The sequence below is a fragment of the Streptomyces sp. NBC_01092 genome (assembly GCF_045039535.1).
Lineage (GTDB): Bacteria > Actinomycetota > Actinomycetes > Streptomycetales > Streptomycetaceae > Streptomyces.
On record NZ_CP108659.1, the window covers coordinates 8,846,299 to 8,872,431 of the forward strand.

The following is a 26,133-nucleotide window of genomic DNA, read 5'->3' on the forward strand; positions in this document are numbered from 1 at the left end:
CCCTGATGTGATCCGGCACCTCCCAGGACAGGCGAGGTCGATGTCGGATTCTCGCCAGCCCTCGCCGCCCCGGTGGCCGATGCTGGACGTATGCAGAAGGGGATGCACATCGACACGGAGCGCTGCGTGCGCGCCGTTCAGTCCAAGGACGCCCGCTTCGACGGATGGTTCTTCACGGCGGTCGTCACGACCGGGATCTACTGCCGGCCCAGCTGCCCGGTGGTCCCGCCCAAGCCGGAGAACATGCGGTTCTTCCCGAGCGCCGCCGCCTGCCAGCAGGCCGGGTTCCGGGCCTGCAAGCGCTGCCGCCCGGACACCAGCCCCGGCTCCCCGGAGTGGAACCAGCGTGCCGACCTCGTGGCCCGCGCGATGCGGCTGATCGCCGACGGCGTCGTGGACCGCGAGGGTGTGCCCGGCCTCGCCGCCCGGCTCGGCTACAGCACCCGGCAGATCGAACGCCAGCTCCTCGCCGAACTGGGCGCGGGACCGCTCGCCCTGGCCCGCGCCCAGCGCGCCCAGGCGGCCCGCCTCCTCATCGAGACGACGCCGCTGCCCATGGCGGACGTCGCCTTCGCGGCCGGGTTCGCCTCCATCCGCACGTTCAACGACACCGTCCGCGAGGTCTTCGCCCTCTCACCGAGCGACCTGCGCACCCGCGCACCCCGCGCCACCCCGGGGACCACCACCGGCGCCCTCACCCTGCGCCTGCCGTTCCGCGCCCCCCTCAACCCCGACAACCTCTTCGGGCACCTCGCGGCGACCGCCGTACCCGGCGTCGAGGAGTGGCGGGACGGCTCCTACCGGCGCACGCTCAGGCTGCCGTACGGCCACGGCATCGTGACGCTGACCCCGCGGCCCGACCACATCGCCTGCCGCCTCACCCTCGGCGACCTGCGCGATCTGACCGTCGCGATCAGCCGGTGCCGCCGGATGCTCGACCTGGACGCCGATCCGGTCGCGATCGACGACCAGTTGCGCACGGACCCGCTGCTCGCGCCCCTGGTCGACAAGGCTCCCGGCCGCCGGGTGCCGCGCACGGTCGACGAGGCCGAGTTCGCCGTCCGGGCCGTACTCGGCCAGCAGGTCTCCACAGCGGCCGCCCGCACCCACGCGGCCCGCCTGGTCACCGCCCACGGCGAGCGGGTCGACGACCCCGAGGGCGCTCTCACCCACCTCTTCCCGGCCCCCGAGGCACTCGCCGCGGTGGACCCGGAGTCCCTGGCGATGCCCCGTACCCGCCGGACCACCTTCACCACCCTGGTCCGCCAACTCGCCGACGGCGACGTGCGCCTCGGACCCGACAGCGACTGGCCGCAGACCCGGGCCCGCCTTCTGGCCCTGCCCGGCTTCGGACCCTGGACGGTCGACGTCATCGCGATGCGCGCCCTCGGCGACCCCGACGCCTTCCTCCCCACCGACCTCGGTATCCGCCGCGCCGCACAGGAGCTGGGCCTGCCGTCCACTCCCGCGGCCCTCACGGCCCGGGCGGCGGCCTGGCGCCCCTGGCGGGCGTACGCCGTCCAGTACCTGTGGGCGACGGACAGCCACCCGATCAACTTCCTCCCCGTGTAAGGAAAACCAGTGAAACAGCACACCGTGATCGACAGCCCGTACGGCCCGCTCACCCTGGTCGCCGAGGACGGCGTCCTGTGCGGCCTCTACATGACCGGCCAACGCCACCGCCCACCCGAGGAGACCTTCGGCGAGCGGGACGAGACGCCGTTCGGCGCGGCGATCGACCAGCTGGAGGCGTACTTCGCGGGCGAGTTGAAGGAGTTCACCCTCGAACTGCGGCTGAACGGCAGCGAGTTCCAGCGCCGGGTCTGGGACCAGCTGCGCCGGATCCCGTACGGCGAGACCCGCTCCTACGGCCAACTCGCCGACGCCCTCGGCAACTCCGGCGCCTCGCGCGCGGTCGGCCTCGCCAACGGCAAGAACCCGGTCGGCATCATCGTCCCCTGCCACCGCGTCGTCGGCGCGAACGGCGGCCTCACGGGCTACGGCGGCGGCCTGGACCGCAAGCAGCGGCTGCTGGACTTCGAGGGCGGGACCGCCCTGTTCTAGGCCCCCGGCCCGCCGGCCCGCTCCGCCGCACTGCGCTCCACACAGAACTCGTTGCCCTCCGGGTCGGCGAGCACCGCCCAGCCCGTGCCGTCCGGGTTGCGGCGGTCGTCGACCAGGGCGGCGCCGAGGGCGAGGACCCGCTCGACCTCCTCGTCACGGGTGCGGTCCTGCGGCTGAAGGTCCAGGTGCACGCGGTTCTTGACGGTCTTGGGCTCGGGGACGGTGACGAACAACAGCCCCGCCCCCTCGATCAGCACATCCTCGTCCCCCGGCTCGTCGTCCTCGTGCACGGGCAGACCGAGCACCTGGGACCAGAAGCCGGCCAGTCGGTAGGCGTCGGCGGAGTCGATCGTCATATGGCGTATCGCAGAGGTCATGATCACATTCTGTGCCACGCGCCGCGCCCGCGCAGCAGCTTGCGCACCAACGCGGTACGAAGGAGGACCAGGCAGAGAGCGGGAGACCATGGAGCGAAAGCACAAGGGCCTGTCGACACCCCGGGCCGCCGGGGTGGCCGGGGTGGTGTTCGCGATCCTGATGGCCGCGGCGATCGTCCTGGTGCGTCTCGCTCTGCCCAGCGGCGCCGACAACGACGTCACACTCGACTCCGGACAGCGCAGCGCCGTGCGGGCGGCGCTGGAGCTCCTCCCGTTCGCCGGGATCGCGTTCCTGTGGTTCATGGGCGCCCTGCGCGAGCAGGCCGGCGAGGGCGAGGACCGGTTCGTCGCCACCGTGTTCCTGGGCAGCGGCCTGGTCTTCGTGGCCACCCTGTTCGGCGCTGGCGCGGCGGCCGGGACCGTGCTCGGCGAGAGCCCGCAGAGCTCCGAATTCGGCCGCGACTTCACCTACGCCCTGCTGACCACGTACGCCATGCGGATGGCGGCGGTGTTCATCATCACGACCTCCACGATCGGCCGCCGGCTCGGCGCCTTCCCGCGCCCGCTCGTCGTCCTCGGCTATCTGGCGGGCCTGACGCTGCTCGTGATCGGATCGGACGTTCCTTGGTCCGAACTGGTCTTCCCGGCCTGGGCGCTGATCCTCAGCCTGGACATCCTTCGGGGTCGGCGGCCCGCCGCTTCGACCTGATACGGCCGCACCGCTCACTCGAACGGTCTCCCCCTCGTCGCCCCGACCCCTCCGGCCGCCGAGAGTGGTCGCAGAAGGCTCACCGGGCCGTCGGAGAGGACCGATCCCGTGGTAAGGATTGCCGTCGATCTGAACCGATGTCAGGGGTATGCGCAGTGCGCGTTCCTCGCCCCCGAGGTCTTCGCCATGCACGGCGAGGAGGCCCTGCTGTACGACCCCGAGGTCGACGAGACACAGCGCGAGCAGCTGGCCCGGGCCGCCGCGGCCTGCCCCGTCCAGGCCATCCTCGTCGATGCCGTGGACGTACCGGCCGAGGCGGTGTCCGGTGCCCCCTGACGGATCCCTGGAACGGCTCCGGCGCGAGGGCCGCATCGTCGTCGTCGGCGCCTCGCTGGCCGGACTGCGGGCCGCCGAGACCCTGCGGGCCGAGGGCTTCGCCGGGTCACTGACCATGATCGGCGACGAGCCCCACGAACCGTACGACCGACCCCCGCTGTCCAAGCAGGTGCTGCTCGGCAGGGCGAGCGCCGAGCGCACCGCACTGCCCAGGCTCCGGTCCGTCGACGCGACCTGGCGGCTCGGCGTCGCGGCCACCGGCCTCGACATGGCCGCCCGGCGGGTACGGCTGGCCGACGGCGACGAGGTGCCGTACGACCGGCTGCTGATCGCCACCGGGGTCAGCGCGCGACCGTGGCCGCACGAGGCCGAGGCCGGACTCGACGGCGTCTTCGGCTTGCGGACCCGCGACGACAGTGCCGCGCTCGCCCGGCGGCTCGACGCACGGCCCAAGAGGGTCCTCGTCATCGGGGCCGGGTTCACCGGCTCCGAGATCGCCTCCGCCTGCCGCGAACGCGGCCTGCGCGTCACCGTCGCCGAGCGCGCCGCCTCGCCCCTGGCCGGCGCCCTCGGCGGCGTCGTCGGAGCGGTCGCGGCCGAGATGCAGCGCGAGCACGGGGTGGACCTGCGGTGCGGGGTCATGGTGACCGCTCTGGAGGGCGACGCCTCGGGACGGGTGCGCGCCGCGCAGCTGTCCGACGGCTCCACCGTGGAGACCGACGTGGTGATCGTCTCGCTCGGCTCCACCCGCAACACCGGATGGCTCGCCGGGTCCGGACTCGGGGACGGCCCCCGCGGCATCGCCTGCGACGCCGGCTGCCGCGCCTTCGACATCCGCGGCATCGTCACCGACGACATCTACGCGGCGGGCGACGTCGCCCGCTGCCCGCACCCCCTGTTCGGCTACCAGTTCCTGGCCCTGGAGCACTGGGGCAACGCCGTCGCCCAGGCCGGGATCGCCGCGCACAACATGCTCAGCGAGAGCATCGACCGCGTACCTCACATGGAGGTGCCGGCCTTCTGGTCCGCGCAGTTCGGAGTCAACATCAAGTCGGTGGGAGTGCCGTCGATGGGGACCGAGATCCTCATCTCCCAGGGCTCACTCGCCAGTCGCCGGTTCATCGGCGTCTACGGGTACCAGGGACGCGTCATCGGCGCCGTCGCCTTCGACCACGCCCGGTGGCTGCCGTTCTACCAGGAGCTGATCGAGACCGGCGCGCCGTTCCCGCCGCCGTTCGCCACGGTCGACCGGCACCGGGACGGACAGCGGCCGGTCGACGCGGACTTCCCCGACCCCTCGGTCCCCACCCACGGGCCCACCGTGACCCTCAGCGGATACTCGCCGGCCGACCGCCGGACGACGTTCATCCCCGCGCACTGACCCGCACGGCCACGAGGACCTGCCATGACGCAATCCCTGCTGCACCGCATCCTGGACCCCGCCAACCGGGCCGATCCGTACCCGATCTACGAGGAGCTGCGCAGGACGCCGGTCCACCACGAGGCCGACGGCCCGTACGTGGTCAGCACCTACTACGAGATCCGCAGCCTGCTGCACGATCCCCGGATCAGCTCCGACGCCCGCAACCTCGCCTCGAACACCGCCGACCCGCTGGCCGAGGCGCCCCATGAGGAGGGCGCCCTGCCGCCGGGCTTCCTGAAGCTCGACCCGCCGGAACACGACCGGCTGCGCCGCATGACGAACCGGCCCTTCGGCCCGCCGCACTCCCCCCACCGCGTCGACGGGATGCGCCCGGAACTCCACGACATCGTCGCCGGCCTCATCGACGGCATCGGCGACCCGGCCCGGATCGACCTGGTGGACCAGTTCTCGTACCCGTTCCCGGTGACGGTGATCTGCCGGCTGCTCGGCGTGCCGCGCGAGGACGAGGCGCGCTTCCACACCTGGGCGGACACCCTCGCCGCGAGCCTGGATCCCAACCCGGACGCGGATTCCGCCGCGCGCAGCAAGGGCGCCCATGACGCCCGTATGCAGCTCGGCATGTACCTGGCCGGCCTGATCGAGGAGCGCCGCAAGAACCCCGGCGACGACATGCTCTCCCAGCTGGCGACGGCCAAGGGCGAGGACGGCCCGATGTCGACGATGGAACTGCTGAGCACCGCGGCACTGCTGCTGATCGCGGGTCACGAGACCACGGTCAACCTCATCACCAACGGAATGCTGGCCCTGCTGCGCAATCCCGACGTCCTGCAGCGGCTGCGCGGCGATCCACGGCTGGCCGTGCCCATCGTCGAGGAACTGCTGCGCTTCGAGCCCCCGGTGCAACTGCTGCCGCAGCGCACCACCCTCGCCGACATCGAGGTCCGCGGCGTCACCATCCCCAAGGGCGCCCCCATCTGGCTGGTCCTCGCCTCAGGCAACCGCGACCCCCAACGCTTCGCGGACCCGGACCGCTTCGACCCGGACCGCCCCGACATCCAGCACCTCGGCCTCGGCAGCGGCATCCACAGCTGCTTCGGCGCACCGCTCGCCCGGCTGGAGGCTCAGTTCGCCCTGGCGGAGCTGGCCCGCAGGCTGGAGAACCCACGTCTGCTCCAGGACCCGCCGCCGTACCGGCAGAACGCCGTGCTGCGCGGGCCCCGGCATCTGCACATCGGCTGCGACGGGATCCGCCCCTAACCGCGCTCCACTTGGCCGCTCCTCGTGCCGAGCTCGCTCAACAGCTTCGGCAGCGCCGAACCGATGGGCTCGCGCACCACCTCGTCGGCGAGTTCGTCGTACGGTGTCGGCTCGGCGTTGACGATGACGAGCCGGGCGCCGTGGTCGGCGGCGATGCCCGCGAGGCCGGCGGCGGGCTGCACCTGGAGGCTGGTGCCGACGGCGATGAACACCTGGCAGGCCTTGGTGATGGCGACCGCCTCGCCGAGGACCACCGGGTCGAGCCGCTCGCCGAACATGACCGTCGCCGACTTCAGGATCCCGCCGCACTCCAGGCACGGCGGATCCGGCTCACCGGCCTCGACCCGGGCCAGGGCGTCCTCCATCGGGCCGCGCGCATGGCACTTCGTGCACACCACACTGCGGGCGCTGCCGTGCAGTTCGAGCACCTTGCGGGCGGGCAACCCGGCGAGCTGGTGCAGCCCGTCCACGTTCTGTGTGATCACCCGCACCGGCACCCCGGACCGCTCCAGCTCGGCCACCGCCCGGTGCGCGGCGTTCGGCTCGGCCCTGAGCGCGCGGTTCCCCCGCCGCATCTGCCACGAGCGGCGGCGGATCTCCGGATCGCCCATGTAGTACTCGTACGTCACGAGCTTCTCGGCCTCCGGGTCCCGGCGCCACAGCCCGTTCGGCCCGCGGTAGTCGGGGATCCCGGAGTCCGTGCTGATACCGGCGCCGCTGAGGAGGGCGACGAGGGGCGGCTTGGTCATGGCACCGAGCGTAGGACGGGCGCGGTGGCGGCGGCGAACGGATATCCGAGAGCGGCCTCCGCCGCCACGGCACCCTCATCGGCCCTGGTCAGCCTTCGTCGTCGTCCGGCTGTGGCGGGCCGAAGGTCTCGATACGGGGATTGGCGTACGGTCCGCCGCCCCCGGGAGTCCCCCTGATCCGTTCCCCGGCGCTCTCCGTGACCAGCAGGGCGTACACCTGGCGGGCCGGATCCACGCAGACCAGTCCGTACGCCGCGTCCACCTCGTCGTCCGCCAGCCGCAGCCGACGCACGGCGTCCCGCAGCGTGGCGCCCGGCCAGAGCGTCACGCCGACAAGGACAGTGGGGCTCTCGGCAGCCATGGGTCTCCTAGGGCCTGTCCGGCGGATCATGCCGGCGTCGCGGGGCCTGGCACGCCCATCTGCGGCGTTGTCGTCGGTTGCCGACGCTCCGCGTCGACGCCCTCCTCCGCCTTGCAGCTGGACGCACCAGGCCCCGCTCACCTGCGTTGATGAGATGCCGTTCCTTGCAGCCGGCCTGATCCGCCGGACAGGCCCTAGCCGCGGGCGCCGTTCTTGGCGCGTCGGCGCAGTGCGTCCACGATCGACGTGGTGCTGATGATGCCGTACCCGTGGTCGTGGTCGAACCCGGCCACTCCCGCGTCATTGGCCGTACGCCGCAGCAGGGTGCGCATCCCGGCGGGGGAGAGCTGCCGGGGCGTGAGCCGGGTGCGCACCGCCGCGACGACGCCCGCCGCGACCGGGCAGGCGGCCGACGTCCCCGAGTCGGGGCTGCCCGCGCCGAACGCCTCCGAGCCGGAGAAGTGGGTGCAGGCGGCCAGGTCGGGCTTGCGCGAGGTGAGCCGGCCCGGGCCTTGGGAGGAGTAGCCGACCCGCTTCCCGTGCACGTCGACGCCGGCCACCGAGAGCACCCGGGGATGCGAGTTGGCCCCGGTGATGGGCCGGTTCGGGAAGGCGCACCGGCCGTCGGGACAGTCCCGTCCGCAGTTCCCCGCGGCGAACAGGATGTCGGCGCCGGCCTCCTCCAGCGCGGACACGGCCAGGTTGAAGGGGTGGGCGCGGTTGTCGGAGTAGTTGCCTGGATGCCCGGGCGGGAAGTCCCAGGCCGGACTGAACGAACCCCAGCTGTTGCTGACGACGAGCGCCGCGCGCTGCGCACGCGGAACGGCCTCCAGCAGGGACCGCAGATGCGCGAAGGCGGCGACCGCGTCGGACAGCAGGCCCTCCAGAGCCGTCGCGCCCGGCCGCCGGGACAGCAGCACGGGCAGGTCCAGCAGGTCCGCCCGCTCGGCGACGATCAGCGCGTCGAAGACGCACATCGTGCCGTGATCCACCGGGAACCGCCCGAAGTCACCGTCGACGCCGGCGGGTTTCCAGCTGAGCTCCTCCTCGACCGAGACGTCCGCGCCGCCCAGCGCGTGGCTGACGTGCGCTGCGTTGATGCCGGTGTCGACGACGGCGAGCGCGACGCCCCGCCCGTCGAGCCCTTCTTGGGTGAGCGGGTCGGTGACGGCGCGACGGACGTCGTCGGCGTCGCCCACGGGGGGAGTGCCGCCGCAGACCGGGTTCGTCGCGATCACCGGATCGGAGGAGATACCGACGATGTCGGGCCGCGCGGCGGCGAGCAGGGCCAGCCGGCCGGCCAGGTCACGGTCCTGGATCTCGCCGCGGACCAGCACACTCGCGTCCTCGGGGGCCAGGGAGAACACGAGGGGCTGGTCCAGCGACAGCGGATCGCCGCCGGGCTCCGCGGGCCGCGGCAGGGGCACCGGAACCGGTACGAACGCCGGATCCAGCACCAGCCCGGGAACCTCGCCGGCCACCTCGGCGGCCTGCGGGGTGGGGGTCCCGGGATCGACGACGGCCGCGACGACATCGCGCTCGGGCCGCAACTGAACCATTACGCGCATGATTCCCCCTGCATGTGAACCGGCCGGACAAAGGCGTCCACCCGTGAGGCGAGTTTCGCGGTGATGTCGTCACGCAGCGGTGCGTACACCTGCTCATTGAGATGCAGTATCTGGGTGCCGCGTTGGACCGTGCTACGGGCCGAGAACTTCGCTTTCCTCAAGCCCGGGACATCGCGGTCGGAGCGGAAACGAAATCGTCCGAGGCGTACGACGACATCGCCGGCCGTCTCGTCCACGACGAGGACCTGGAAATTCCCGACGGTACGCGCCTTTCCGTTCTCCTCGAATATCACGGCCGCCCGATCGTCGTCCGGCAGGGCCGCCAGGGATTTCCACACCGCGGCGACCAGTTCCCTGCTTTTCTCGTCGGACACCGGTTCGAGCGTGTCCAGCACCACCGTCTCCACCGGACACGGAATCCGGCGCGGCCGGTGGACACCGAACCCGGAATGCTGCTTCACGACCCAGCCGATTCTTTCCAGAGTGTCCCCGTACACCGGATACCAGGCCTCGGCATCCTTGTGACGGTCGTGTTTGCGGTCGGCCACCAACTGCGCCAGAAGAGCCGAGTGAACGACGTCCGTGCGATGTTCCTCGGACACGGCAGCGGTGAGGACGACGAGGCTTCCGGCGTCGACGGCTCCGCCGTCACCGCGCGGGACGGGCGGCGTCGGCGCACCGCCCGGCTCGGGCCCCAGGTCCCACGCCGCCAGGTTCACCCGGCCGGGGCGCTCGGATTCGTTCATCTCGGCCCTCCCGGCGCGGCCGGCGCTAGATCTCCAGCTCGTCGATGGACTTGTTCGCGGCGTCGCCGAGCTTGCGGATGACGGCCTCGCGGACCTGCTCGTAGACGTCCTCGTTGAGCGTCAGCGTCTGACGGGCCTGCTGCATCTGCGTACTCGACCGCGGGAAGCTGAAGAACAGCACACGGGTCACGCGCTCCGTGGTCCTGAAGTGGAAGGCGCCGATCTTCATCACCACGGTGTCGCCCTGCGAGACGCCGCAGGCCGAGATCTGGAAGTTGCCGAAGGTGTCGCTGTGCGCGTTGCTCTCGAACAGCACGACACGGCGGTCGCGTTCCGGCAGCTTGCGCAGCGCCTCGATGGCGGCCTTGGCCACGCCGATCTCGCCGGGGGTGGCGATGACCTGGAGCAGGGCGATCACCGCACGGTCCACGGTGAACCGGGAGCCGGCCACCGACAACCGGGCGAACGAGAAGGAGGGCACGACCCAGCCGACCTGTTCGAGCACCGAGCGGTAGAACTTGTACCAGTTGATCGGGTCCTCGTCGCGGTCGAACTTCTTGTTCGCCGCTAGCTGCGCCAGCAGCGTGGAGTTGAGGACGTCGGACTTCTGCCGCCCGTTCAGCCCGTCGGTGAAGGCCACCACGCTGCCGGCCACCACGGCCGCCGACTCCTCTTCCTGGAGAGCCATTCCCGGCGGCACGTAGCGCAGTTCGGGAACGGTGATTTCCAGATTGTCGATGAATGAAAGGGAGTCCGCGATCCGCTGCTTTTCCTGGACTTCCATGTCCGATGACGTCACAACGCCTCCCAGGGCGTGTGTCAAAATGCTCCGACCGGAGCCGAGATACGAGTGAGGCACGGCGGGGACCGGTACACGCATTTCGCAGTGATCCGTCCGCCGCCTCCGTGCGTTCCCAGAAAAGAGAACGCCTCTTCGTAAGCCAGTGACGGCCATATTAAACCCCGCCACGCGGGCGTCAAGGGAAAAGATTCACGATTGGTCCACGGGCGGTCGAGGCCGCCATTCCTCGGCTTCTTTCGGCCACTCCCGCCCGTAGCGGAAACACCACTGCGCCCGGGAAATCCCGGCACGCCCCTGTGGACTCACACGGCGCAGGAGTTCACCCGGTGCCCGTTCTCCAGCTCCACCGTCCCGCCGCCGTCCGCGAGGACGTCCAGCGCGGCCAGGACACGCCGGCCCAGGGCGTCCGGCAGATGCGCGACGATCTCCTCGCGCGCGACCAGCCGCCAGGACAGCAGCTCCTCCTCCTGCAACCGGATCGCCTTGAAGTCGTCCTCGCCGAGGACCCCGCCGTCGTACAGATACGCCACCAGCGGCGGCCGCCCCGGCCCGTGCACCCAGTCCACCGCGAGCAGCGCGCCCAGCTCCCGGTCCAGGCCGATCTCCTCGAGAGTCTCCCGGCGCGCGCCCTGGCGGGGCGTCTCGCCGTCGTCGGACTCGATCGTGCCGCCCGGAAGCGCCCAGCCCTCCCGGTAGTTGGGCTCCACGAGCAGCACCCGGCCCTCGGCGTCCCGGAACAGCGCGGCGGCACCGGCGAGTACGCGGGGGAGACCCGCGATGTACGTGGCGAAGTCTTGCGTGGTGGTCATTGGGGAAGCGTAACCAGCCCACGCAACCACGCCCTCTGCCCAGAGCTCGGCCACCGCGAGCGCGCCCCCTAGTCCTCCGCCTGCGCCTGCGCGAGCCGTACGGTCCGCTCCGCCAGGTCGCTGATCCGCGCCCCGTCGAACCCGAACACCGCACTGCGGACCGTGTCCTCCAGCGGCACGGTCCACTGCTCCGGAATCGCCTCGGCCCCGGTCAGCACACCGGCCACCGAACCGGCCGTCGCCCCGTTGGAGTCGGTGTCCAGGCCGCCGCGCACGGTGAGGGTGATGCTGCGGGTGAAGTCGCCGTCGCCATACAGCAGCCCGGCGGTGAGCACGGCCGCGTTCGGGATGGTGTGGATCCAGCCGAGCCCGGCGGTCTCCTCGGCGACCGTGGTGAGCGTGTCCTCCCAGGTCATCCGGGTGTCGTGGAGCGAGACGACACGGCGTACGGTGCGCGCGAGGCGACTGCTCGCCGGGATCACCGCCAGCGCCTGGTCGATCGCCCCGCGGATCGTGGACGCCGTGAACGCCGCCGCGACCAGCGCCGCCGCCCACATCGCGCCGTACACCCCGTTGCCGCTGTGCGACAGCACGGCGTCCCGGCGGGCGAGGGCGGCGGCGCGGCGCGGGTCGCCGGGGCTGGTCCAGCCGTAGATGTCGGCGCGGATGAGCGCGCCGATCCACTCCTGGTAGGGGTTGTCGTACGTCGCGGTGAGCGGCGGTTTCAGACCGTTCGCGAGGTTGCGGTACGCGGCCCGCTCCGCCGTGAAGGTCTGCAGATACGGCAGCCGCAGCAGCCACAGGTCACCGACCTGCTCCGTGCTGAACCCGAAGCCGTGGGTCTCCAGCAGGTCGAGTCCGAGGATCGCGTAGTCGACGTCGTCGTCCCGGCAGCTGCCGTGGATCCGGCCGCGCACGCACTGGCGCCACTCGGGACGCAGCTCGAAGCCGTCCTCCTCGCCGGCCGGCTCGGGGAGATAGTCGGTGAGGGGCAGGGCGGCGGCCTGCCGCAGATAGCGGTCGATACGGTCCCGCGTCCACAGGTCGCCCTGCTCGACCGGCTTGCCGAGCATGTTGCCCGCGATCCGGCCGAGCCAGCCCCCGAGAACGCGGTCGGCGAGCTCTGGCTCAGTGCCCACAGGGGTCATAGGACCGGTTTACCCGATTCCGGGCGCCCGTACAGGGAGGGCGTAGCAGGTTCTCAACGTCCGGTCGGTGCATGACGCCGCAGGCCTCCTCCGGTTAAGGTCGCAGCGGCGCGACTGGCCTTGACATGCGCGAGGCCCGGAAGAGCAAGGGGAAAACTGGTGACACAGCGCGTGCTCATCGCCGCGGACAAGTTCAAGGGGTCGCTGACGGCCGTGCAGGTCGCCGAGCGTGTGACGGCCGGTCTGCGCCGGGTCGTCCCGGGCGTCGAGGTGGAGGCCATGCCCGTGGCCGACGGCGGCGACGGGACCGTGGACGCGGCGGTCGCGGCCGGCTTCGAGCGGCGGGAGGTACGGGTCGCCGGGCCCCTCGGGCACGAGGTGAGCGCGGCGTTCGCGCTGCGCGGCGACACGGCGGTCGTGGAGATGGCCGAGGCGAGCGGACTCCAGAGGCTGCCCGCGGGTGTCTTCGCGTCGCTCACGGCGTCCACGTACGGCTCGGGCGAGCTGCTGCGGGCCGCGCTGGACGCGGGCGCCCGCACCATCGTGTTCGGCGTCGGCGGCAGCGCCACCACGGACGGCGGCGCCGGAATGCTGACCGCGCTGGGCGCGCGTTTCCTCGACGCGGACGGCGAGCCGGTGGCGCCGGGCGGCGGCGGCCTGGGTGACCTGGCCACGGCCGACCTGTCGGGCCTGGACCCGAGACTGACCTCCGTGGACCTGGTGCTCGCCAGCGACGTCGACAACCCGCTGACCGGCCCGAAGGGCGCGCCGGCGGTGTACGGCCCGCAGAAGGGGGCCTCCCCGGACGACGTGCGGACGCTGGACGGCGCGCTCGCGCACTTCGCGAAGGTGCTGGAGGAGTCGGTCGGCTCCAAGGCCGCCGAGCATGCCGCCGCACCCGGCGCCGGCGCCGCGGGTGGCATCGGCTACGGCGCCCTCCTCCTCGGTGCCCGCTTCCGCCCCGGCATCGAGGTCATGCTCGACGTCCTCGGCTTCGCGCCCGCGCTGGAGCGGGCGGACCTCGTCATCACCGGCGAGGGCTCCCTCGACGAGCAGACCCTGCACGGCAAGGCCCCGGCCGGCGTCGCCGCGGCTGCCCGCGCGGCGCGCAAGGAGGTCGTCGCGGTGTGCGGCCGCCTCGCGCTGGCACCGGAGGCGCTGGGCCGGGCCGGCATCCGGCGCGCGTACCCCCTGACGGACGCCGAGCCGGACGTGGCGAAGTGCATCGCGGAAGCGGGACCGATCCTGGAGCGGGTGGCGGAGCGGATCGCCCAGGACTTCCTGGTCTGAGCCCGGGCATTTCCCGCCCGCCTCAAAACGCCGGAAGGGCTGATCTCAGCCCGTCCGGCGTTTGAGGACGAGGCCCCTTCAGGGCTGAAGCGGGGGTTCGGGGGCGGCAGCCCCCGGGGACGGGACGGGTAGGGGCGGCGGGGGCGACAAAGCGAAGGGCCCCGAACCAACCCGGTCCGGGGCCCACTCACCTGAGCGTTACGGCAGCTGCGCAGCCCGTGCCTCACGTCGGTTGTCGCGGAAGTTGTTCACCCGGCGAGCCGTGGCGAACAGCGGGATCACCGCGCCCATCACCAGCTGGAGCGCGCAGCCCGTCTGGAGGAGGAGCTGGCCGCTCGGGGCGTCGAAGGCCCAGGCGGCGAGCAGTCCCATGCTGACCACGATCCAGGCGAGCATCGCCACCGCGAGGCGCCCCCGCGGCTTCGGGTACTCGACCCGGCTGACCATGAGCCACGCCGTACCGAGGATCGCCAGCAGCGTCGCCACGAAGGGCAGCTCCAGCAGGACGATCGAGACCACGGTCAGCGCGCCGAATGGGGAGGGCATGCCCTGGAACATGCCGTTCGGCGGCGTCACGCACGAGAAGCGCGCGAGTCTCAGCACCACCGCCAGCAGCACCACGATCGCGCCGACCGCAGCCACCCGCTGGTGGGCGTCGTCGGCGACCATGCCGTAGACGAGGACGAAGTACGCCGGCGCCAGACCGAAGCTGATCAGGTCGGACAGGTTGTCCAGCTCCGCGCCCATCGGGGAGGAACGCAGCTTGCGCGCGACGAGGCCGTCGAACAGGTCGAAGACCGCCGCGCACAGCATCAGGATGACCGCCGTGGCCGCGCTGTGGCGGGCCATGCCGGTCTCCTGGTCACCGGTGAGGTGCGGGATGAGGATCCCGGTGGTGGTGAAGTACACCGCCATGAACCCGCACGTGGCGTTACCGAGAGTGAGGGTGTCCGCTATCGACAGGCGGAGAGAAAGAGGCATCTCCTCCTCTTCGTCCACCTCGTCCGCCTCGGGCACCCAGCCCGGCTGAGTCTCAGGATCAATCACGGTCAATGCGAGTCACCCCAGCCACGGTCTTCTGCCCGACCTCGACCGCGACCTCCACGCCCTCGGGCAGGTAGATGTCGACACGCGAGCCGAAGCGGATCAGACCGATACGGTCGCCCTGCTCGACCTTCGTGCCCTGCGGAATGTAGGGGACGATACGGCGGGCCACCGCGCCGGCGATCTGGATCATCTCGATGTCACCGAGTTCGGTGTCGAAATGCCAGACTACGCGCTCGTTGTTCTCGCTCTCCTTGTTGAACGCCGGAACGAACCCGCCCGGGATGTGCTCCACGGAGGTGACCGTGCCGGAGAGCGGCGCACGGTTGACGTGGACGTTCAGCGGGCTCATGAAGATCGCGACGCGGGTGCGGCCGTCCTTCCACGGCATGATGCTCTGCACCACACCGTCGGCGGGCGAAATGACCCGGCCCTGGGCGATCTCGCGCTCGGGGTCGCGGAAGAACCACAGCATGCCCGCCGCGAGAGCGGTGGCGGGCACGGCGACGGCCTTGGCGACGCCGGAGCGGCGTGCGCGCAGCAGGCTGACGGCTGCGGTGGCGACGGTCGGGAGAAGCCACGGCGATGCTCCGCGCGCGAGGCGTACGCCGCCGACCTGGCTGTCGCGTGGTGCAGAGGTTTGGCTGTGGGGCATGGATGACCTTCGTAGCGGATGATGCCGCGCGGTATCAGGGGACGGCGGCTTTCCCGGGATCGTACCGGTCGGTGGCCACAACTGGGCAAGCCAGGAAGCCGAGTCGGCGGCCGAAGAGTGATGACGGGGTGTGATCTTCTTCTCCAAGAAAACACCCCGTATCCGGACAATCAGCCCTGGAAGCGATACTCCTCGAGCAGCCTGCGACCGATGATCATTTTTTGGATCTCGGCAGTACCTTCACCGATCAGCAGCATCGGAGCCTCGCGGTAGAGGCGCTCGATCTCGTACTCCTTGGAGAAGCCGTAGCCGCCGTGGATCCGGAATGCATCCTCCACGACCTCCTTGCAGTACTCGGAGGCGAGGTACTTCGCCATCCCAGCCTCAAGGTCGTTTCGTTCCCCGGAGTCCTTTTTGCGTGCCGCGTTCACCATCATGGCATGCGCGGCCTCGACCTTGGTAGCCATCTCGGCCAGCTTGAACTGGATGGCCTGGTGCTGGGCGATCGGCTTGCCGAAGGTGTGTCGCTGCTGGGCGTACCGGACACCGAGCTCGAACGCACGCTGAGCGACGCCACAGCCACGCGCCGCCACATTGACGCGGCCGACCTCGACGCCGTCCATCATCTGGTAGAAGCCGCGCCCGGTGACGCCGCCGAGCACCCGATTGGCCGGAATCCGCAGGCCGTCCATGATGAGCTCGGTCGTGTCGACGCCCTTGTAACCCATCTTGTCGATCTTGCCCGGGATGGTGAGGCCGGGGCGGACCTCTCCGAAGCCGGGCTCCTTCTCGACGAGGAAGGTCGTCATCGACTTGTGGGGCGCGGTGCCCTCGGGGTGTCCTTCGTCACTTCGGACGAGCACGGCGACCAGGTTTGACGTTCCGCCGTTCGTCAGCCACATCTTCTGGCCGTTCAGGACGTACTCCTCGCCGTCCTTCACCGCCTTCGACGTGATGGCCGACACATCGGAACCCAGGCCCGGCTCCGACATCGAGAAGGCGCCGCGGATGTCGCCGGCCGCCATGCGCGGCAGGAAGTGGTCCTTCTGCTCCTGCGTGCCGTGCTGCTTGAGCATGTACGCCACGATGAAGTGGGTGTTGATGATGCCGGACACCGACATCCAGCCGCGCGCGATCTCCTCGACGCACAGGGCGTACGTCAGGAGGGACTCGCCCAGGCCGCCGTACTCCTCGGGGATCATCAGGCCGAACAGGCCCAGTTCCTTGAGGCCGTCGACGATCTGCTGCGGGTACTCGTCGCGGTGTTCCAGCTCGGTCGCGACCGGGATGATCTCCTTGTCCACGAAGTCGCGGACGGTGGAGAGGATCTCCTGCTGGATGTCGGTCAGACCGGCGGTCTGGGCGAGTCGCGCCATGGCTACTTCTCCTGCTCCTTGAGCTCGGGGCGGCCCGGCTGCTCGCCGCCGCGCTCCTTGATGTACGTCTCGGTCGGCACCATCACCTTGCGGCGGAACACGCAGACCAGCGTGCCGTCCTGCTTGTAGCCCTTGGTCTCGACGTAGACGATCCCGCGGTCGTTCTTCGACTTCGACGGCCACTTGTCCAGCACGGTCGTCTGGCCGTAGATCGTGTCGCCGTGGAACGTTGGTGCCACGTGCTTGAGCGACTCGATCTCCAGGTTGGCGATCGCCTTGCCGGAGATGTCCGGCACGCTCATGCCGAGCAGCAGCGAGTAGATGTAGTTCCCGACCACGACGTTCTTGCCGAAGTCCGTCGTCTTCTCCGCATAGTTCGTGTCCATGTGGAGCGGGTGGTGGTTCATGGTGAGGAGACAGAACAGGTGGTCGTCGTACTCCGTGACCGTCTTGCCCGGCCAGTGCTTGTACGTCGCCCCGACCTCGAACTCCTCGTAGGTGCGTCCGAACTGCATCGCGCTCAGGCCTCCGGGATCTCGAACTTCGACGTGCGCTGCATACCGGCGGCGCGTCCCTTGCCGGAGATGACCAGGGCCATCTTGCGGCTGGCCTCGTCGATCATCTCGTCGCCGATCATCGCGGAGCCCTTCATGCCGCCCGCCTCGGACGTGTAGTAGTCGTATGCGTCCAGGATCAGCTCGGCGTGGTCGTAGTCCTCCTGCGAGGGCGAGAAGATCTCGTTGGACGCCTCGACCTGGCCCGGGTGCAGCACCCACTTGCCGTCGAAGCCGAGCGCGGCGGCGCGCTGGGCGACCTCGCGGTAGCCGTCGACGTTGCGGATCTGGAGGTAGGGGCCGTCGATCGCCTGGAGGTTGTTGGCGCGGGCGGCCATCAGGATCTTCATCAGGATGTAGTGGTAGGCGTCCGCCGGGTAGCCGGGCGGCTGCTCTCCCACGACCAGCGACTTCATGTTGATCGACGCCATGAAGTCGGCCGGGCCGAAGATGATCGTCTCGACGCGCTGGGACGCCGTCGCGATCTCGTTGACGTTGTTCAGGCCCTGGGCGTTCTCGATCTGCGCCTCGATGCCGATCTTGCCGACCTCGAAGCCCATCGTCTTCTCGATCTGGGTGAGGAGGAGGTCCAGGGCCACGACCTGCTGGGCCGTCTGCACCTTCGGCAGCATGATGCAGTCGAGGTTCTGGCCGGCGCCCTCGACGACCGTGACGACGTCGCGGTACGTCCACTCGGTCGTCCAGTCGTTGACGCGCACGACCCTCGTCTTGCCCGTCCAGTCGCCCTCGTTGAGGAACTTGACGATGGTGTGCCGCGCCTCGGGCTTGGCGAGCGGGGCGCACGCGTCCTCAAGGTCGAGGAAGACCTGGTCAGCCGGGAGACCCTGCGCCTTTTCGAGGAAGCGCGGGTTCGAGCCCGGTACAGCCAGGCAGGAGCGCCGCGGGCGAAGGCGGTTGACGGTCGTCATGCGGGGACCTCCAGGGGGTCGAGCTTGTTCGCTTTCCGGATCTCGTCGACGATGCGGCCGATGATTCCGGTGATGTCGAAGTCCTTCGGGGTGAAGACGGCGGCGACACCGGCGGCCCTGAGCTGCTCGGCGTCACCATTGGGGATGATGCCACCGGCGATCACGGGTATATCTGTGGCACCGGCCACACGGAGCCGCTCCAGCACGTCCGGCACCAGCTGGGCGTGCGAACCGGACAGGATCGACAGGCCGACCGCGTGCACGTCCTCGGCGAGGGACGCGTCCACGATCTGTTCCGGCGTCAGCCGGATGCCCTGGTAGACCACCTCGAAGCCGGCGTCACGCGCCCGCACGGCGATCTGCTCGGCGCCGTTGGAGTGCCCGTCCAGGCCCGGCTTGCCCACCAGGAAGCGCAGCTTGCCGACGCCGAGGTCCTTCGCGGTGAGGTCGACCTTGCGGCGGACGTCGGCCATCGCCGAGCCCTCCTCCGCCGGCACCGCCACCGGCGCCGACGAGACACCCGTCGGCGCCCGGAACTCGCCGAACACCTCGCGCAGCGCCCCGGACCACTCGCCGGTCGTGACTCCGGCGCGGGCGCACTCCAAGGTGGCCTCCATGAGGTTGCCGGTGCCCTTCGCGGCCTCCTTCAGCCGCTCCAGCGCCTTGCACGGGCGCGGGTGGTTGAAGGGCGGCTGGTAGCGGGTGTCCCGCCAGTTCTGGAGCGAGGCGATGACACGGGCCTCGACGGCCGGGTCGACCGTCTGGATCGCCGTGTCGAGGTCGGCGGTCAGCGGGTTCGGCTCGGTCGTCTCGAAGATGTTGACGCCGATGATCTTCTCTTGACCGGACTCGATACGACCGCGGCGCTCCGCGTGCGAGGAGACGAGCTGCGACTTGAGGTAGCCCGACTCGACGGCGGCCATCGCACCGCCCATCTCCTGGATCCGGTCGATCTCGGCGAGCGACTCCTCGACGAGCTTCGCGACCTTCGTCTCGATGACGTGCGAGCCCTCGAAGATGTCCTCGTACTCCAGCAGATCGCTCTCATGGGCGAGCACCTGCTGGATGCGCAGCGACCACTGCTGGTCCCACGGCCGGGGCAGGCCCAGGGCCTCGTTCCAGGCGGGCAGCTGCACGGCACGCGCGCGTGCGTCCTTCGACAGCGTCACGGCCAGCATCTCAAGGACGATCCGCTGGACGTTGTTCTCCGGCTGCGCCTCGGTCAGACCGAGGGAGTTGACCTGGACGCCGTACCGGAAGCGGCGCTGCTTGGGGTTCTCGATGCCGTACCGCTCGCGCGTGACCTTGTCCCAGATCCGCCCGAACGCCCGCATCTTGCACATCTCCTCGATGAAGCGGACGCCCGCGTTCACGAAGAAGGAGATACGGGCCACGACGTCCCCGAACTTCTCGGCGGGGACCTGCCCGGAGTCGCGTACGGCATCGAGAACCGCGATCGCGGTGGACATCGCGTACGCGATCTCCTGGACCGGCGTGGCGCCCGCCTCCTGCAGGTGGTAGCTGCAGATGTTGATCGGGTTCCACTTCGGGATGTGGGAGACCGTGTACGCGATCATGTCCGTCGTCAGCCGGAGTGAGGGCCCCGGCGGGAAGACATGGGTCCCCCGCGACAGGTACTCCTTGACGATGTCGTTCTGGGTCGTGCCCTGGAGCTTGGTGATGTCCGCGCCCTGCTCCTCGGCGACGACCTGATAGAGCGCCAGCAGCCACATGGCGGTGGCGTTGATCGTCATCGAGGTGTTCATCTGCTCCAGGGGGATGTCCTGGAACAGCCGGCGCATGTCACCGAGATGCGCGATCGGCACGCCGACCCGGCCGACCTCGCCGCGGGCGAGGATGTGGTCGGAGTCGTAGCCGGTCTGCGTCGGCAGGTCGAACGCGACCGACAGGCCGGTCTGGCCCTTGGCGAGGTTGCGCCGGTACAGCTCGTTGGACGCCTCGGCCGTGGAGTGACCGGCATACGTGCGCATGAGCCACGGCCGGTCCTTCTCCCTTGCCCCGTCGGCGTTCTGACGCTCAGTCATCTATGACCTCGGGTGTCTCAGATGTTGCGGAAGCGGTTGATGGCGTCGATGTGCTTGGCGCGCATCTCCTCGTCGCGCACGCCGAGACCTTCCTCGGGGGCGAGGCACAGGACGCCGACCTTGCCCTGGTGGAGGTTGCGGTGCACGTCGAACGCGGCCTGGCCGGTCTCCTCCAGGGAGTAGACCCTCGACAGGGTGGGGTGGATCTTGCCCTTCGCGATGAGCCGGTTGGCCTCCCAGGCCTCGCGGTAGTTGGCGAAGTGCGAACCGATGATCCGCTTCAGCGACATCCACAGGTAGCGGTTGTCGTACTCGTGGTTGTAGCCCGAGGTGGAGGCACAGGTGACGATCGTGCCGCCCTTGCGCGTGACGTAGACGGAGGCGCCGAAGGTCTCGCGGCCGGGGTGCTCGAAGACGATGTCGACGTCCTCGCCGCCGGTGAGCTCGCGGATGCGCTTGCCGAAGCGCTTCCACTCCTTGGGGTCCTGGTTGTGCTCGTCCTTCCAGAACTGGTAGCCCTCGGCGTTGCGGTCGATGATCGCCTCGGCGCCCATCGCCCGGCAGATGTCCGCCTTCTGAGGACTGGACACGACACAGATCGGGTTGGCGCCACCGGCCAGCGCGAACTGCGTGGCGTACGACCCGAGTCCACCGCTCGCGCCCCAGATCAGGACGTTGTCGCCCTGCTTCATGCCGGCGCCGTTGCGGGACACCAGCTGGCGGTAGGCGGTGGAGTTGACCAGACCCGGAGCGGCGGCCTCCTCCCAGCTCAGGTGGCCGGGCTTCGGCATCAGCTGGTTGGACTTGACCAGGGCGATCTCGGCGAGGCCGCCGAAGTTGGTCTCGAAGCCCCAGATGCGCTGCTCGGGGTCGAGCATCGTGTCGTTGTGGCCGTCGGAGGACTCCAGCTCGACGGACAGGCAGTGCGCGACGACCTCGTCACCGGGCTTCCAGGAGTTGACGCCCGGGCCGGTGCGCAGGACGACGCCCGCGAGGTCGGAGCCGATGATGTGGTACGGCAGGTCGTGGCGCTTGGTGAGCTCGCTGAGCCGGCCGTAGCGCTCCAGGAAGCCGAACGTCGACAGCGGCTCGAAGATCGAGGTCCACACGGAGTTGTAGTTGACCGAGGAGGCCATGACGGCCACCAGGGCCTCGCCCGGGCCGAGCTCGGGCAGCGCCACGTCGTCGAGGTGGATCGACTTGCGCGGGTCCTTGTCGCGCGTCTCCAGACCCGCGAACATCTCCGTCTCGTCCTTGTGCACGGTGATCGCGCGGTACGACTCGGGGAGCGGCAGAGCGGCGAAGTCGGCGGACGTGGAGTCCGGCGACTGGATCGCGTCCAGAATGTCCTTGACGGTCACGGTGTTGCCTCCGGCGATGCGCACCCTGAGGGAGGGGTGCTGAGGGTTACGTCGGTGCTGCTGAGGGTTTTTTGGTGATTGCCGTCGGTTCGGCGGTTGTGCTGTTCGGCAGCGCTTTGTGGCGCGGGAGGTTGCCTGTGACGCAGGCGCCGGGCGCGCAGGCCCCGGGAGGGACTTGCGGGGACAGCCGGCGTACGAATGGTCTCTGCACGCCGGCCGCCCGGACTCCTTCAACGTATGGCACCGCGTGTCATCCGGCAAGGCACTGGGTGCCAGAACTTGCTCTCAGATGAAATCTTTACGTAACAAATGAGCGATGATCGATCAAAGCTACCCGTGAGTAGGTGCTAATCGGGCGCTATCGGTCACCGATCGGTCGCCTACAGGGCATCGGCCAGACACGCCAGGTACATGGCCATCGCGGTACGGGGCTCGCGCACCCCGCGCCCGCTCAGCTCCTCGATCTTCGTCAGCCGGTAGAGCAGCGTGTTCCGGTGCACGGCGAGCCGCTCCGCCGTCCGCACGAGCTGGAAGCCGCCCTCCGCCCAGGCGATCAGCGTCTCCCGCAGCACGGGCCAGTCCTCCCGTTCCCGCAGTCCCGCGAGGACCGCGGCCGCGTACCGGGCCCGTTCCTGCCGGACGACCGAGGCCACGAGCTGCGGCACGCGCAGGTCGGCCACGGCGAAGACACGGCCGTCCGGCTCCAGCCGGGGACCGGCACGCAGTGCCAGCGCCGCGTCCCGGTACGAGTCGTGCATCCCGGCGACGCCTCGGCCCGGCTCGCCGATCCCGGCCCGCGCCTCGGCGGCGTGCCGCTCACCGAGACGCTCGACGAGCGCCGCGCACCGCTCGGTGAGTCCCTCGGCGCCGGCCCGCAGCACCGCGTATCGCCCGGCGGCCAGTTCGCCCGCCACGTCCTGGCCGCCGCCGAAGACCTCCCGCACGGTCCGCAGCAGCGACAGCCGTGACACCCCGGCCGCCCGGACGTCCAGCACCACCGCCGTGCGCGGGATCCGCGGATCGGCCCCCAGCTCGGCCATCCGCGCCTCCACCGTCTCGGCGTCGACGACCTCCGGGTCGTACAGCGCGACGTCCCGTACGCAGTCGTCGACCGCCCGCTCGTGCAGCAGCCGGGAGCGCAGCAGCGCCGCTTCCTCCAGCAGGATCTCGGTCTGCCGCCGGACGACGAGCCCGAAGCGGCGCACCTCGTCCGGGTCGCCGGTCAGGCAGACGGTGCCCACCGCCTCGGCGCCGACGGTGATCGGCAGGCTCATGCCCGACAGCACCCCGCGCATCCGTCGGGCCTGCTCCGTGGTGTGCGTGGCGGCCCGCCGGGTGCGCAGCACCTCGTACGACGCCTCGTGGACCGTGCCCAGACGGCCGGTGTCGCCGCAGCCGATGACGACCGCCTCGCGATCGGTGATCAGCACGTTGAAGCCGGTGATCCGCCCGATGTCGCAGGCGATCTCCTGGGCCAGTTCGGGCGTGAGGACGTCACCGGCTGCCATGTACGGAAGGTACAGGCGCCGACCGTGAACTCGGGAGGGTCCTCGTGCACTTCGTACGATGACGCCTGACGCCGGGGTCCTTACCTTCTTCGGGCATGTCCCCATCACTGGAGAAGTCCCGGCCCACCAGAACACATTGGCTCATCACCCTGTACGCGGGTGGCGGCGAGTTCTGCGACGGCTACATCCTCAGCATCATCGGCGTCGCCCTCCCGCTCATCACCAGCGACTTCGACCTCGGCTCCACCATGTCCGGCCTCGTCGGCTCGGCCACGCTGATCGGCATGTTCGTCGGCGGGCTCGTCTTCGGGTACGTCACCGACCGCGTCGGCCGGCAGAAGGTCTACCTCTTCGACATCGCCGCCTTCATCGCGCTATCGGTCGCGCAGTACTTCTCGCCGGACGCCTGGACGCTGACCCTGCTGCGGTTCGCGATGGGCATCGCCATCGGGGCCGACTTCGCGATCGCCGGCACCATCGCCTCCGAGTTCGCGCCCCGCAAGTCGCGCGGTCCGCTGCTGGTCGTCATGGTCACCATGTGGTCGGTGGGCGCGGCGACGGCGTACGTGGTCGGCTGGCTGATGCTGCGCTCCGGCCTCGACGACTGGCGCTGGATGCTGGCGAGCAGCGCGATCCCGGCCGCGCTGATCCTGCTGCTCAGGTTCGGCACGCCCGAGTCGCCACGCTGGCTGATGAGCCAGGGCCGGGCCGAGGAGGCCCGCCAGGTCGTACGCCAAATGCTCGGTCCCGACGCCGACTTGGGCGATCTGGAGGCCGAGACCACGACCCGCACCCGCTACGCCGACATCTTCCAGGGCGTCTATCTGCGCCGCACGATCTTCGTCGGCACCTTCTGGGCCTGCCAGTTGCTGCCGATCTACGCCATCACGACGTACGAGCCGACGATCCTGACCTCGCTGGGACTCGAACACGGCGACAGCGCCTACCTCGGCTCGGTGGCGCTGCAGATCTTCTACATCCTGGGCTCCCTCTCCGGGATCCTCTTCATCAACAAGGGCCGCAGACCACTGCTGTTGTGGAGCTTCGCCCTGTCCGCCGTGCCGCTGCTGGTGCTGTCGGTGCTCGCCGATCCGGGGCCGGCGGCCGTCATCACGCTGTTCGCGGTGTTCGGCCTCGCGTCCTTCTCCAGCCAGTGCCTCCAGGCGATCTACCCGTCCGAGCTGTTCCCGACGGGCGTACGCGCCACCGCCAACGGCTTCGCCACCGGCGCCAGCCGCATCGGCGCCGCCATCGGCACCTGGGGCGCCCCGGTCGTCCTCGGCCACAGCACCCGCCTCGCCATGTTCCTCGGAGCGCTGATCTGCGGGCTCGGCTGGCTGGTGTCGTACCGGCTCGCCCCGGAGACCAGCGGGAAGAGCCTCGCCGAGGCGAGTGGTGACGGGAAGGTGCCGCCGGCCGATCTGCCCACTGTGAAGGAGCTTTCGTGAGTTCGTCGCCCTCCTCGGTTCTCGTCGTCGGCGGTGGTGTCGTGGGCCTGGCCTGCGCGCACTACCTCGGCCGGGCGGGCCTCACGGTCACCGTCCTGGAACGGGACCGGCTCGGCAGCGGGGCGTCGCGCGGCAACGCGGGCGAGATCTGCCCCGACCTCGTCGAACCGCTCGGCGCACCGGGCGTGGCGGCCAAGGCGCTGACCGGCGTGTTCCGCCCCGACAGCCCACTGTGGATCAACCCGGTGCCGAGCCTGCCGCTGCTGCGCTTCCTCACCGGTCTCGGGCTGCGCAGCACGGCACGCCATCACGGCGCCGGGGCCGCCGCCCTCGCCGCCCTGGCCGACGACACCTTCGGGATGTTCGAGGAGCTGGAGGCGCTCGGCGTGGACGGCGGGGCCGGGAAGGACGGCTTCCTGTTCGCGTACCCCTCGTACGAGGACGCGGCGCACGGGCTGGAGGGCTTCCGCCGGCTCGGCGCGCCGCTCGCGCCCGAGGGGGTGCTGCGGGGCGCGGCGCTGGCGGAGGCGGAACCCGCGCTCGGGCCCGCCGCACGGGCCGGGTTCCTGGTGGAGCGTCAATGGGCCGTGGATCCCGGGCAGTTCGTGGACACGCTGGCCGAGCGGCTGCGGCGCGACGGGGCCGAGCTGGTGGAGGGCGCCCGGGTGACGGCGGTGCGGGAGGGCGCCGATCGAGTCGAGGTCCGTACGACCGCGGGGACCTACCAGGCGGACGCCGTCGTGGTCGCCGCGGGCGTCTGGTCCCGGGAGGTGTGCGCCTCGCTCGGCGTACGCGTCGAGGTGGCCGCCGGGAAGGGCTACAGCTTCTCGGTGCCGGCCGAGTCGCCGCCGAAACGCCTGGTCCACCTGGGCTCGGCGAAGGCGGTGCTGGCGCCGATGGGCAAGGGGGTGCGGGTCGCCGGGACGATGGAGTTCGACCGGGACCCCGACCGGTTCCGGCAGGGCCGAGTGGAAGCGCTCGTGGCGGCCGCGCGGCCCTATCTGCCCGGGGCCGGCTGGGAGCGCCGGGAACAGGAGTGGATGGGCCCGCGCCCGATGACCCCCGACGGACTGCCCCTGATCGGCCCGGTGCCGGGCCGCCCCCGCGTCCTGCTCGCCACCGGCCACAACATGCTGGGCCTGATGCTGGCCCCGGCGACGGGACGGCTGGTGGCGGGGCTGCTCACGGGGGCCGCGGACCCGGGGCTGGCGGCGAGGTTCGCCCCGGGTCGGTCGGTACGGCATCGGGGCCGGGCCCCCCGACCGTAAGGTCCCTGGGCCGCTAGAGCCCCAGCCCCAGCACCGCCACTTCCAGCTGCAGCGGGGGCTGCTCGGGGAGCGCCGGAGGCTCCTCGCCGCGGCCCGTGTGGGTGGGCGGGACGGCGCGCAGGCCCTTTATGCCGTCGGCGGCCCACGCGGCGTCCGTCGCCGGGAGGGAGAGGGTCATGCGCCGCCCGTCGGCCAGCGTGGCTTCGAGCTTGGTCGGGTCGTTCGCCTGCATGGCAACTCGCTTCCGTCGCGCACTGTTGAAGATCCAGCTTCGAAATGAAAGACGGATCACTCAACGCGAAGGTTCCCGCGGAAAGTCCCACGGCGACGATTCCCGGGCGGCGT

At 70.6% G+C, this 26,133-nt stretch carries 26 protein-coding genes; 9 read left to right on the plus strand and 17 right to left on the minus strand.

Annotated features, from left to right (window positions below; genetic code table 11):
* Positions 1 to 90 precede the first annotated feature (90 nt).
* Positions 91 to 1,572 (plus strand): AlkA N-terminal domain-containing protein, encoded by a 1,482-nt coding sequence (locus OG254_RS39985; protein ID WP_405592140.1) that lies wholly within the window; start codon positions 91 to 93, stop codon positions 1,570 to 1,572.
* 9 nt (positions 1,573 to 1,581) lie between these two features.
* Positions 1,582 to 2,064 (plus strand): methylated-DNA--[protein]-cysteine S-methyltransferase, encoded by a 483-nt coding sequence (locus OG254_RS39990; protein WP_405592142.1) that lies wholly within the window; start codon positions 1,582 to 1,584, stop codon positions 2,062 to 2,064.
* Here OG254_RS39990 and OG254_RS39995 read toward each other — a convergent pair.
* Positions 2,061 to 2,441 (minus strand): VOC family protein, encoded by a 381-nt coding sequence (locus tag OG254_RS39995; RefSeq protein WP_405592144.1) that lies wholly within the window; start codon positions 2,439 to 2,441, stop codon positions 2,061 to 2,063. The genes OG254_RS39990 and OG254_RS39995 overlap by 4 nt on opposite strands.
* 88 nt (positions 2,442 to 2,529) lie before the next feature.
* Here OG254_RS39995 and OG254_RS40000 point away from each other — a divergent pair, with 88 nt between their 5' ends.
* The 4 genes from OG254_RS40000 (at position 2,530) to OG254_RS40015 (ending at position 6,127) form a co-directional block, all read left to right on the plus strand.
* Positions 2,530 to 3,150 carry a hypothetical protein gene (locus OG254_RS40000; protein WP_405592146.1) on the plus strand — a complete coding sequence of 207 codons (621 nt, stop codon included), beginning with the start codon at positions 2,530 to 2,532 and terminating at the stop codon, positions 3,148 to 3,150.
* A 108-nt stretch (positions 3,151 to 3,258) separates the two neighbouring features.
* Complete coding sequence (locus tag OG254_RS40005; RefSeq protein WP_147995841.1) at positions 3,259 to 3,486, plus strand: ferredoxin; 228 nt, start codon at positions 3,259 to 3,261, stop codon at positions 3,484 to 3,486.
* Complete coding sequence (locus tag OG254_RS40010) at positions 3,443 to 4,867, plus strand: NAD(P)/FAD-dependent oxidoreductase (protein ID WP_405592148.1); 1,425 nt, start codon at positions 3,443 to 3,445, stop codon at positions 4,865 to 4,867. Before OG254_RS40005 ends, OG254_RS40010 begins: the two co-directional genes overlap by 44 nt.
* Before the next feature lie 24 nt (positions 4,868 to 4,891).
* The gene (locus OG254_RS40015; RefSeq protein WP_405592150.1) at positions 4,892 to 6,127 is read left to right on the plus strand and encodes a cytochrome P450; all 1,236 of its coding nucleotides are present in this window, start codon (positions 4,892 to 4,894) and stop codon (positions 6,125 to 6,127) included.
* On the opposite strand, the gene OG254_RS40020 is transcribed toward OG254_RS40015, so the two are convergent.
* The 7 genes from OG254_RS40020 to OG254_RS40050 all read right to left on the minus strand — a co-directional run bounded on the left by OG254_RS40020 (position 6,124) and on the right by OG254_RS40050 (position 12,310).
* Complete coding sequence (locus OG254_RS40020) at positions 6,124 to 6,876, minus strand: SIR2 family NAD-dependent protein deacylase (RefSeq protein ID WP_405592152.1); 753 nt, start codon at positions 6,874 to 6,876, stop codon at positions 6,124 to 6,126. The two genes, OG254_RS40015 and OG254_RS40020, sit on opposite strands and share 4 nt — an antisense overlap.
* 88 nt (positions 6,877 to 6,964) lie before the next feature.
* A complete protein-coding gene (locus OG254_RS40025; RefSeq protein ID WP_405592154.1) occupies positions 6,965 to 7,237 on the minus strand; it encodes a hypothetical protein in 273 nt (90 codons plus the stop codon).
* 194 nt (positions 7,238 to 7,431) lie between these two features.
* On the minus strand, positions 7,432 to 8,805 hold the full coding sequence (locus OG254_RS40030; RefSeq protein WP_405592156.1) for a S8 family serine peptidase: 1,374 nt from the start codon (positions 8,803 to 8,805) through the stop codon (positions 7,432 to 7,434).
* Positions 8,796 to 9,551: a hypothetical protein gene (locus tag OG254_RS40035; protein ID WP_405592158.1), complete on the minus strand. Its 756-nt coding sequence runs from the start codon at positions 9,549 to 9,551 to the stop codon at positions 8,796 to 8,798. Before OG254_RS40035 ends, OG254_RS40030 begins: the two co-directional genes overlap by 10 nt.
* Before the next feature lie 25 nt (positions 9,552 to 9,576).
* Positions 9,577 to 10,335, minus strand: a complete 759-nt coding sequence (locus OG254_RS40040; RefSeq protein ID WP_351193956.1) for a hypothetical protein — start codon at positions 10,333 to 10,335, stop codon at positions 9,577 to 9,579.
* Between the two features lie 320 nt (positions 10,336 to 10,655).
* A complete protein-coding gene (locus OG254_RS40045) occupies positions 10,656 to 11,162 on the minus strand; it encodes an NUDIX domain-containing protein (protein WP_405592160.1) in 507 nt (168 codons plus the stop codon).
* 68 nt (positions 11,163 to 11,230) lie between these two features.
* Positions 11,231 to 12,310 (minus strand): ADP-ribosylglycohydrolase family protein, encoded by a 1,080-nt coding sequence (locus OG254_RS40050; RefSeq protein ID WP_405592162.1) that lies wholly within the window; start codon positions 12,308 to 12,310, stop codon positions 11,231 to 11,233.
* Between the two features lie 171 nt (positions 12,311 to 12,481).
* Here OG254_RS40050 and OG254_RS40055 point away from each other — a divergent pair, with 171 nt between their 5' ends.
* On the plus strand, positions 12,482 to 13,600 hold the full coding sequence (locus tag OG254_RS40055) for a glycerate kinase (RefSeq protein ID WP_405595478.1): 1,119 nt from the start codon (positions 12,482 to 12,484) through the stop codon (positions 13,598 to 13,600).
* 198 nt (positions 13,601 to 13,798) lie between these two features.
* Here OG254_RS40055 and pssA read toward each other — a convergent pair whose 3' ends face one another.
* The 8 genes from pssA to OG254_RS40095 form a co-directional block, all read right to left on the minus strand.
* Entirely contained in the window at positions 13,799 to 14,617 is an 819-nt protein-coding gene (pssA, locus tag OG254_RS40060) for a CDP-diacylglycerol--serine O-phosphatidyltransferase (RefSeq protein ID WP_030948294.1), read from the minus strand.
* Between the two features lie 22 nt (positions 14,618 to 14,639).
* Entirely contained in the window at positions 14,640 to 15,299 is a 660-nt protein-coding gene (locus tag OG254_RS40065; protein WP_003996602.1) for a phosphatidylserine decarboxylase, read from the minus strand.
* Between the two features lie 170 nt (positions 15,300 to 15,469).
* Entirely contained in the window at positions 15,470 to 16,675 is a 1,206-nt protein-coding gene (locus tag OG254_RS40070; protein ID WP_405592164.1) for an acyl-CoA dehydrogenase family protein, read from the minus strand.
* A 2-nt stretch (positions 16,676 to 16,677) separates the two neighbouring features.
* Entirely contained in the window at positions 16,678 to 17,190 is a 513-nt protein-coding gene (locus OG254_RS40075) for a MaoC family dehydratase (RefSeq protein ID WP_030948303.1), read from the minus strand.
* Positions 17,191 to 17,195: 5 nt separating this feature from the next.
* On the minus strand, positions 17,196 to 18,158 hold the full coding sequence (locus OG254_RS40080; RefSeq protein WP_383407398.1) for an HpcH/HpaI aldolase/citrate lyase family protein: 963 nt from the start codon (positions 18,156 to 18,158) through the stop codon (positions 17,196 to 17,198).
* Positions 18,155 to 20,203, minus strand: coding sequence for a protein meaA (locus tag OG254_RS40085; RefSeq protein WP_405592167.1), 2,049 nt, complete (start codon positions 20,201 to 20,203; stop codon positions 18,155 to 18,157). The genes OG254_RS40080 and OG254_RS40085 overlap by 4 nt, the downstream gene beginning before the upstream one ends.
* Before the next feature lie 17 nt (positions 20,204 to 20,220).
* Positions 20,221 to 21,564 (minus strand): crotonyl-CoA carboxylase/reductase, encoded by a 1,344-nt coding sequence (ccrA, locus tag OG254_RS40090; protein ID WP_405592169.1) that lies wholly within the window; start codon positions 21,562 to 21,564, stop codon positions 20,221 to 20,223.
* A 380-nt stretch (positions 21,565 to 21,944) separates the two neighbouring features.
* Complete coding sequence (locus tag OG254_RS40095) at positions 21,945 to 23,072, minus strand: CdaR family transcriptional regulator (RefSeq protein ID WP_405592171.1); 1,128 nt, start codon at positions 23,070 to 23,072, stop codon at positions 21,945 to 21,947.
* A gap of 95 nt (positions 23,073 to 23,167) precedes the next feature.
* Here OG254_RS40095 and OG254_RS40100 point away from each other — a divergent pair, with 95 nt between their 5' ends.
* Complete coding sequence (locus OG254_RS40100; protein WP_405592173.1) at positions 23,168 to 24,520, plus strand: MFS transporter; 1,353 nt, start codon at positions 23,168 to 23,170, stop codon at positions 24,518 to 24,520.
* Positions 24,517 to 25,788 carry an NAD(P)/FAD-dependent oxidoreductase gene (locus OG254_RS40105; protein WP_405592175.1) on the plus strand — a complete coding sequence of 424 codons (1,272 nt, stop codon included), beginning with the start codon at positions 24,517 to 24,519 and terminating at the stop codon, positions 25,786 to 25,788. Before OG254_RS40100 ends, OG254_RS40105 begins: the two co-directional genes overlap by 4 nt.
* A gap of 13 nt (positions 25,789 to 25,801) precedes the next feature.
* On the opposite strand, the gene OG254_RS40110 is transcribed toward OG254_RS40105, so the two are convergent.
* A complete protein-coding gene (locus tag OG254_RS40110) occupies positions 25,802 to 26,020 on the minus strand; it encodes a hypothetical protein (RefSeq protein ID WP_405592177.1) in 219 nt (72 codons plus the stop codon).
* Positions 26,021 to 26,133 lie beyond the last annotated feature (113 nt).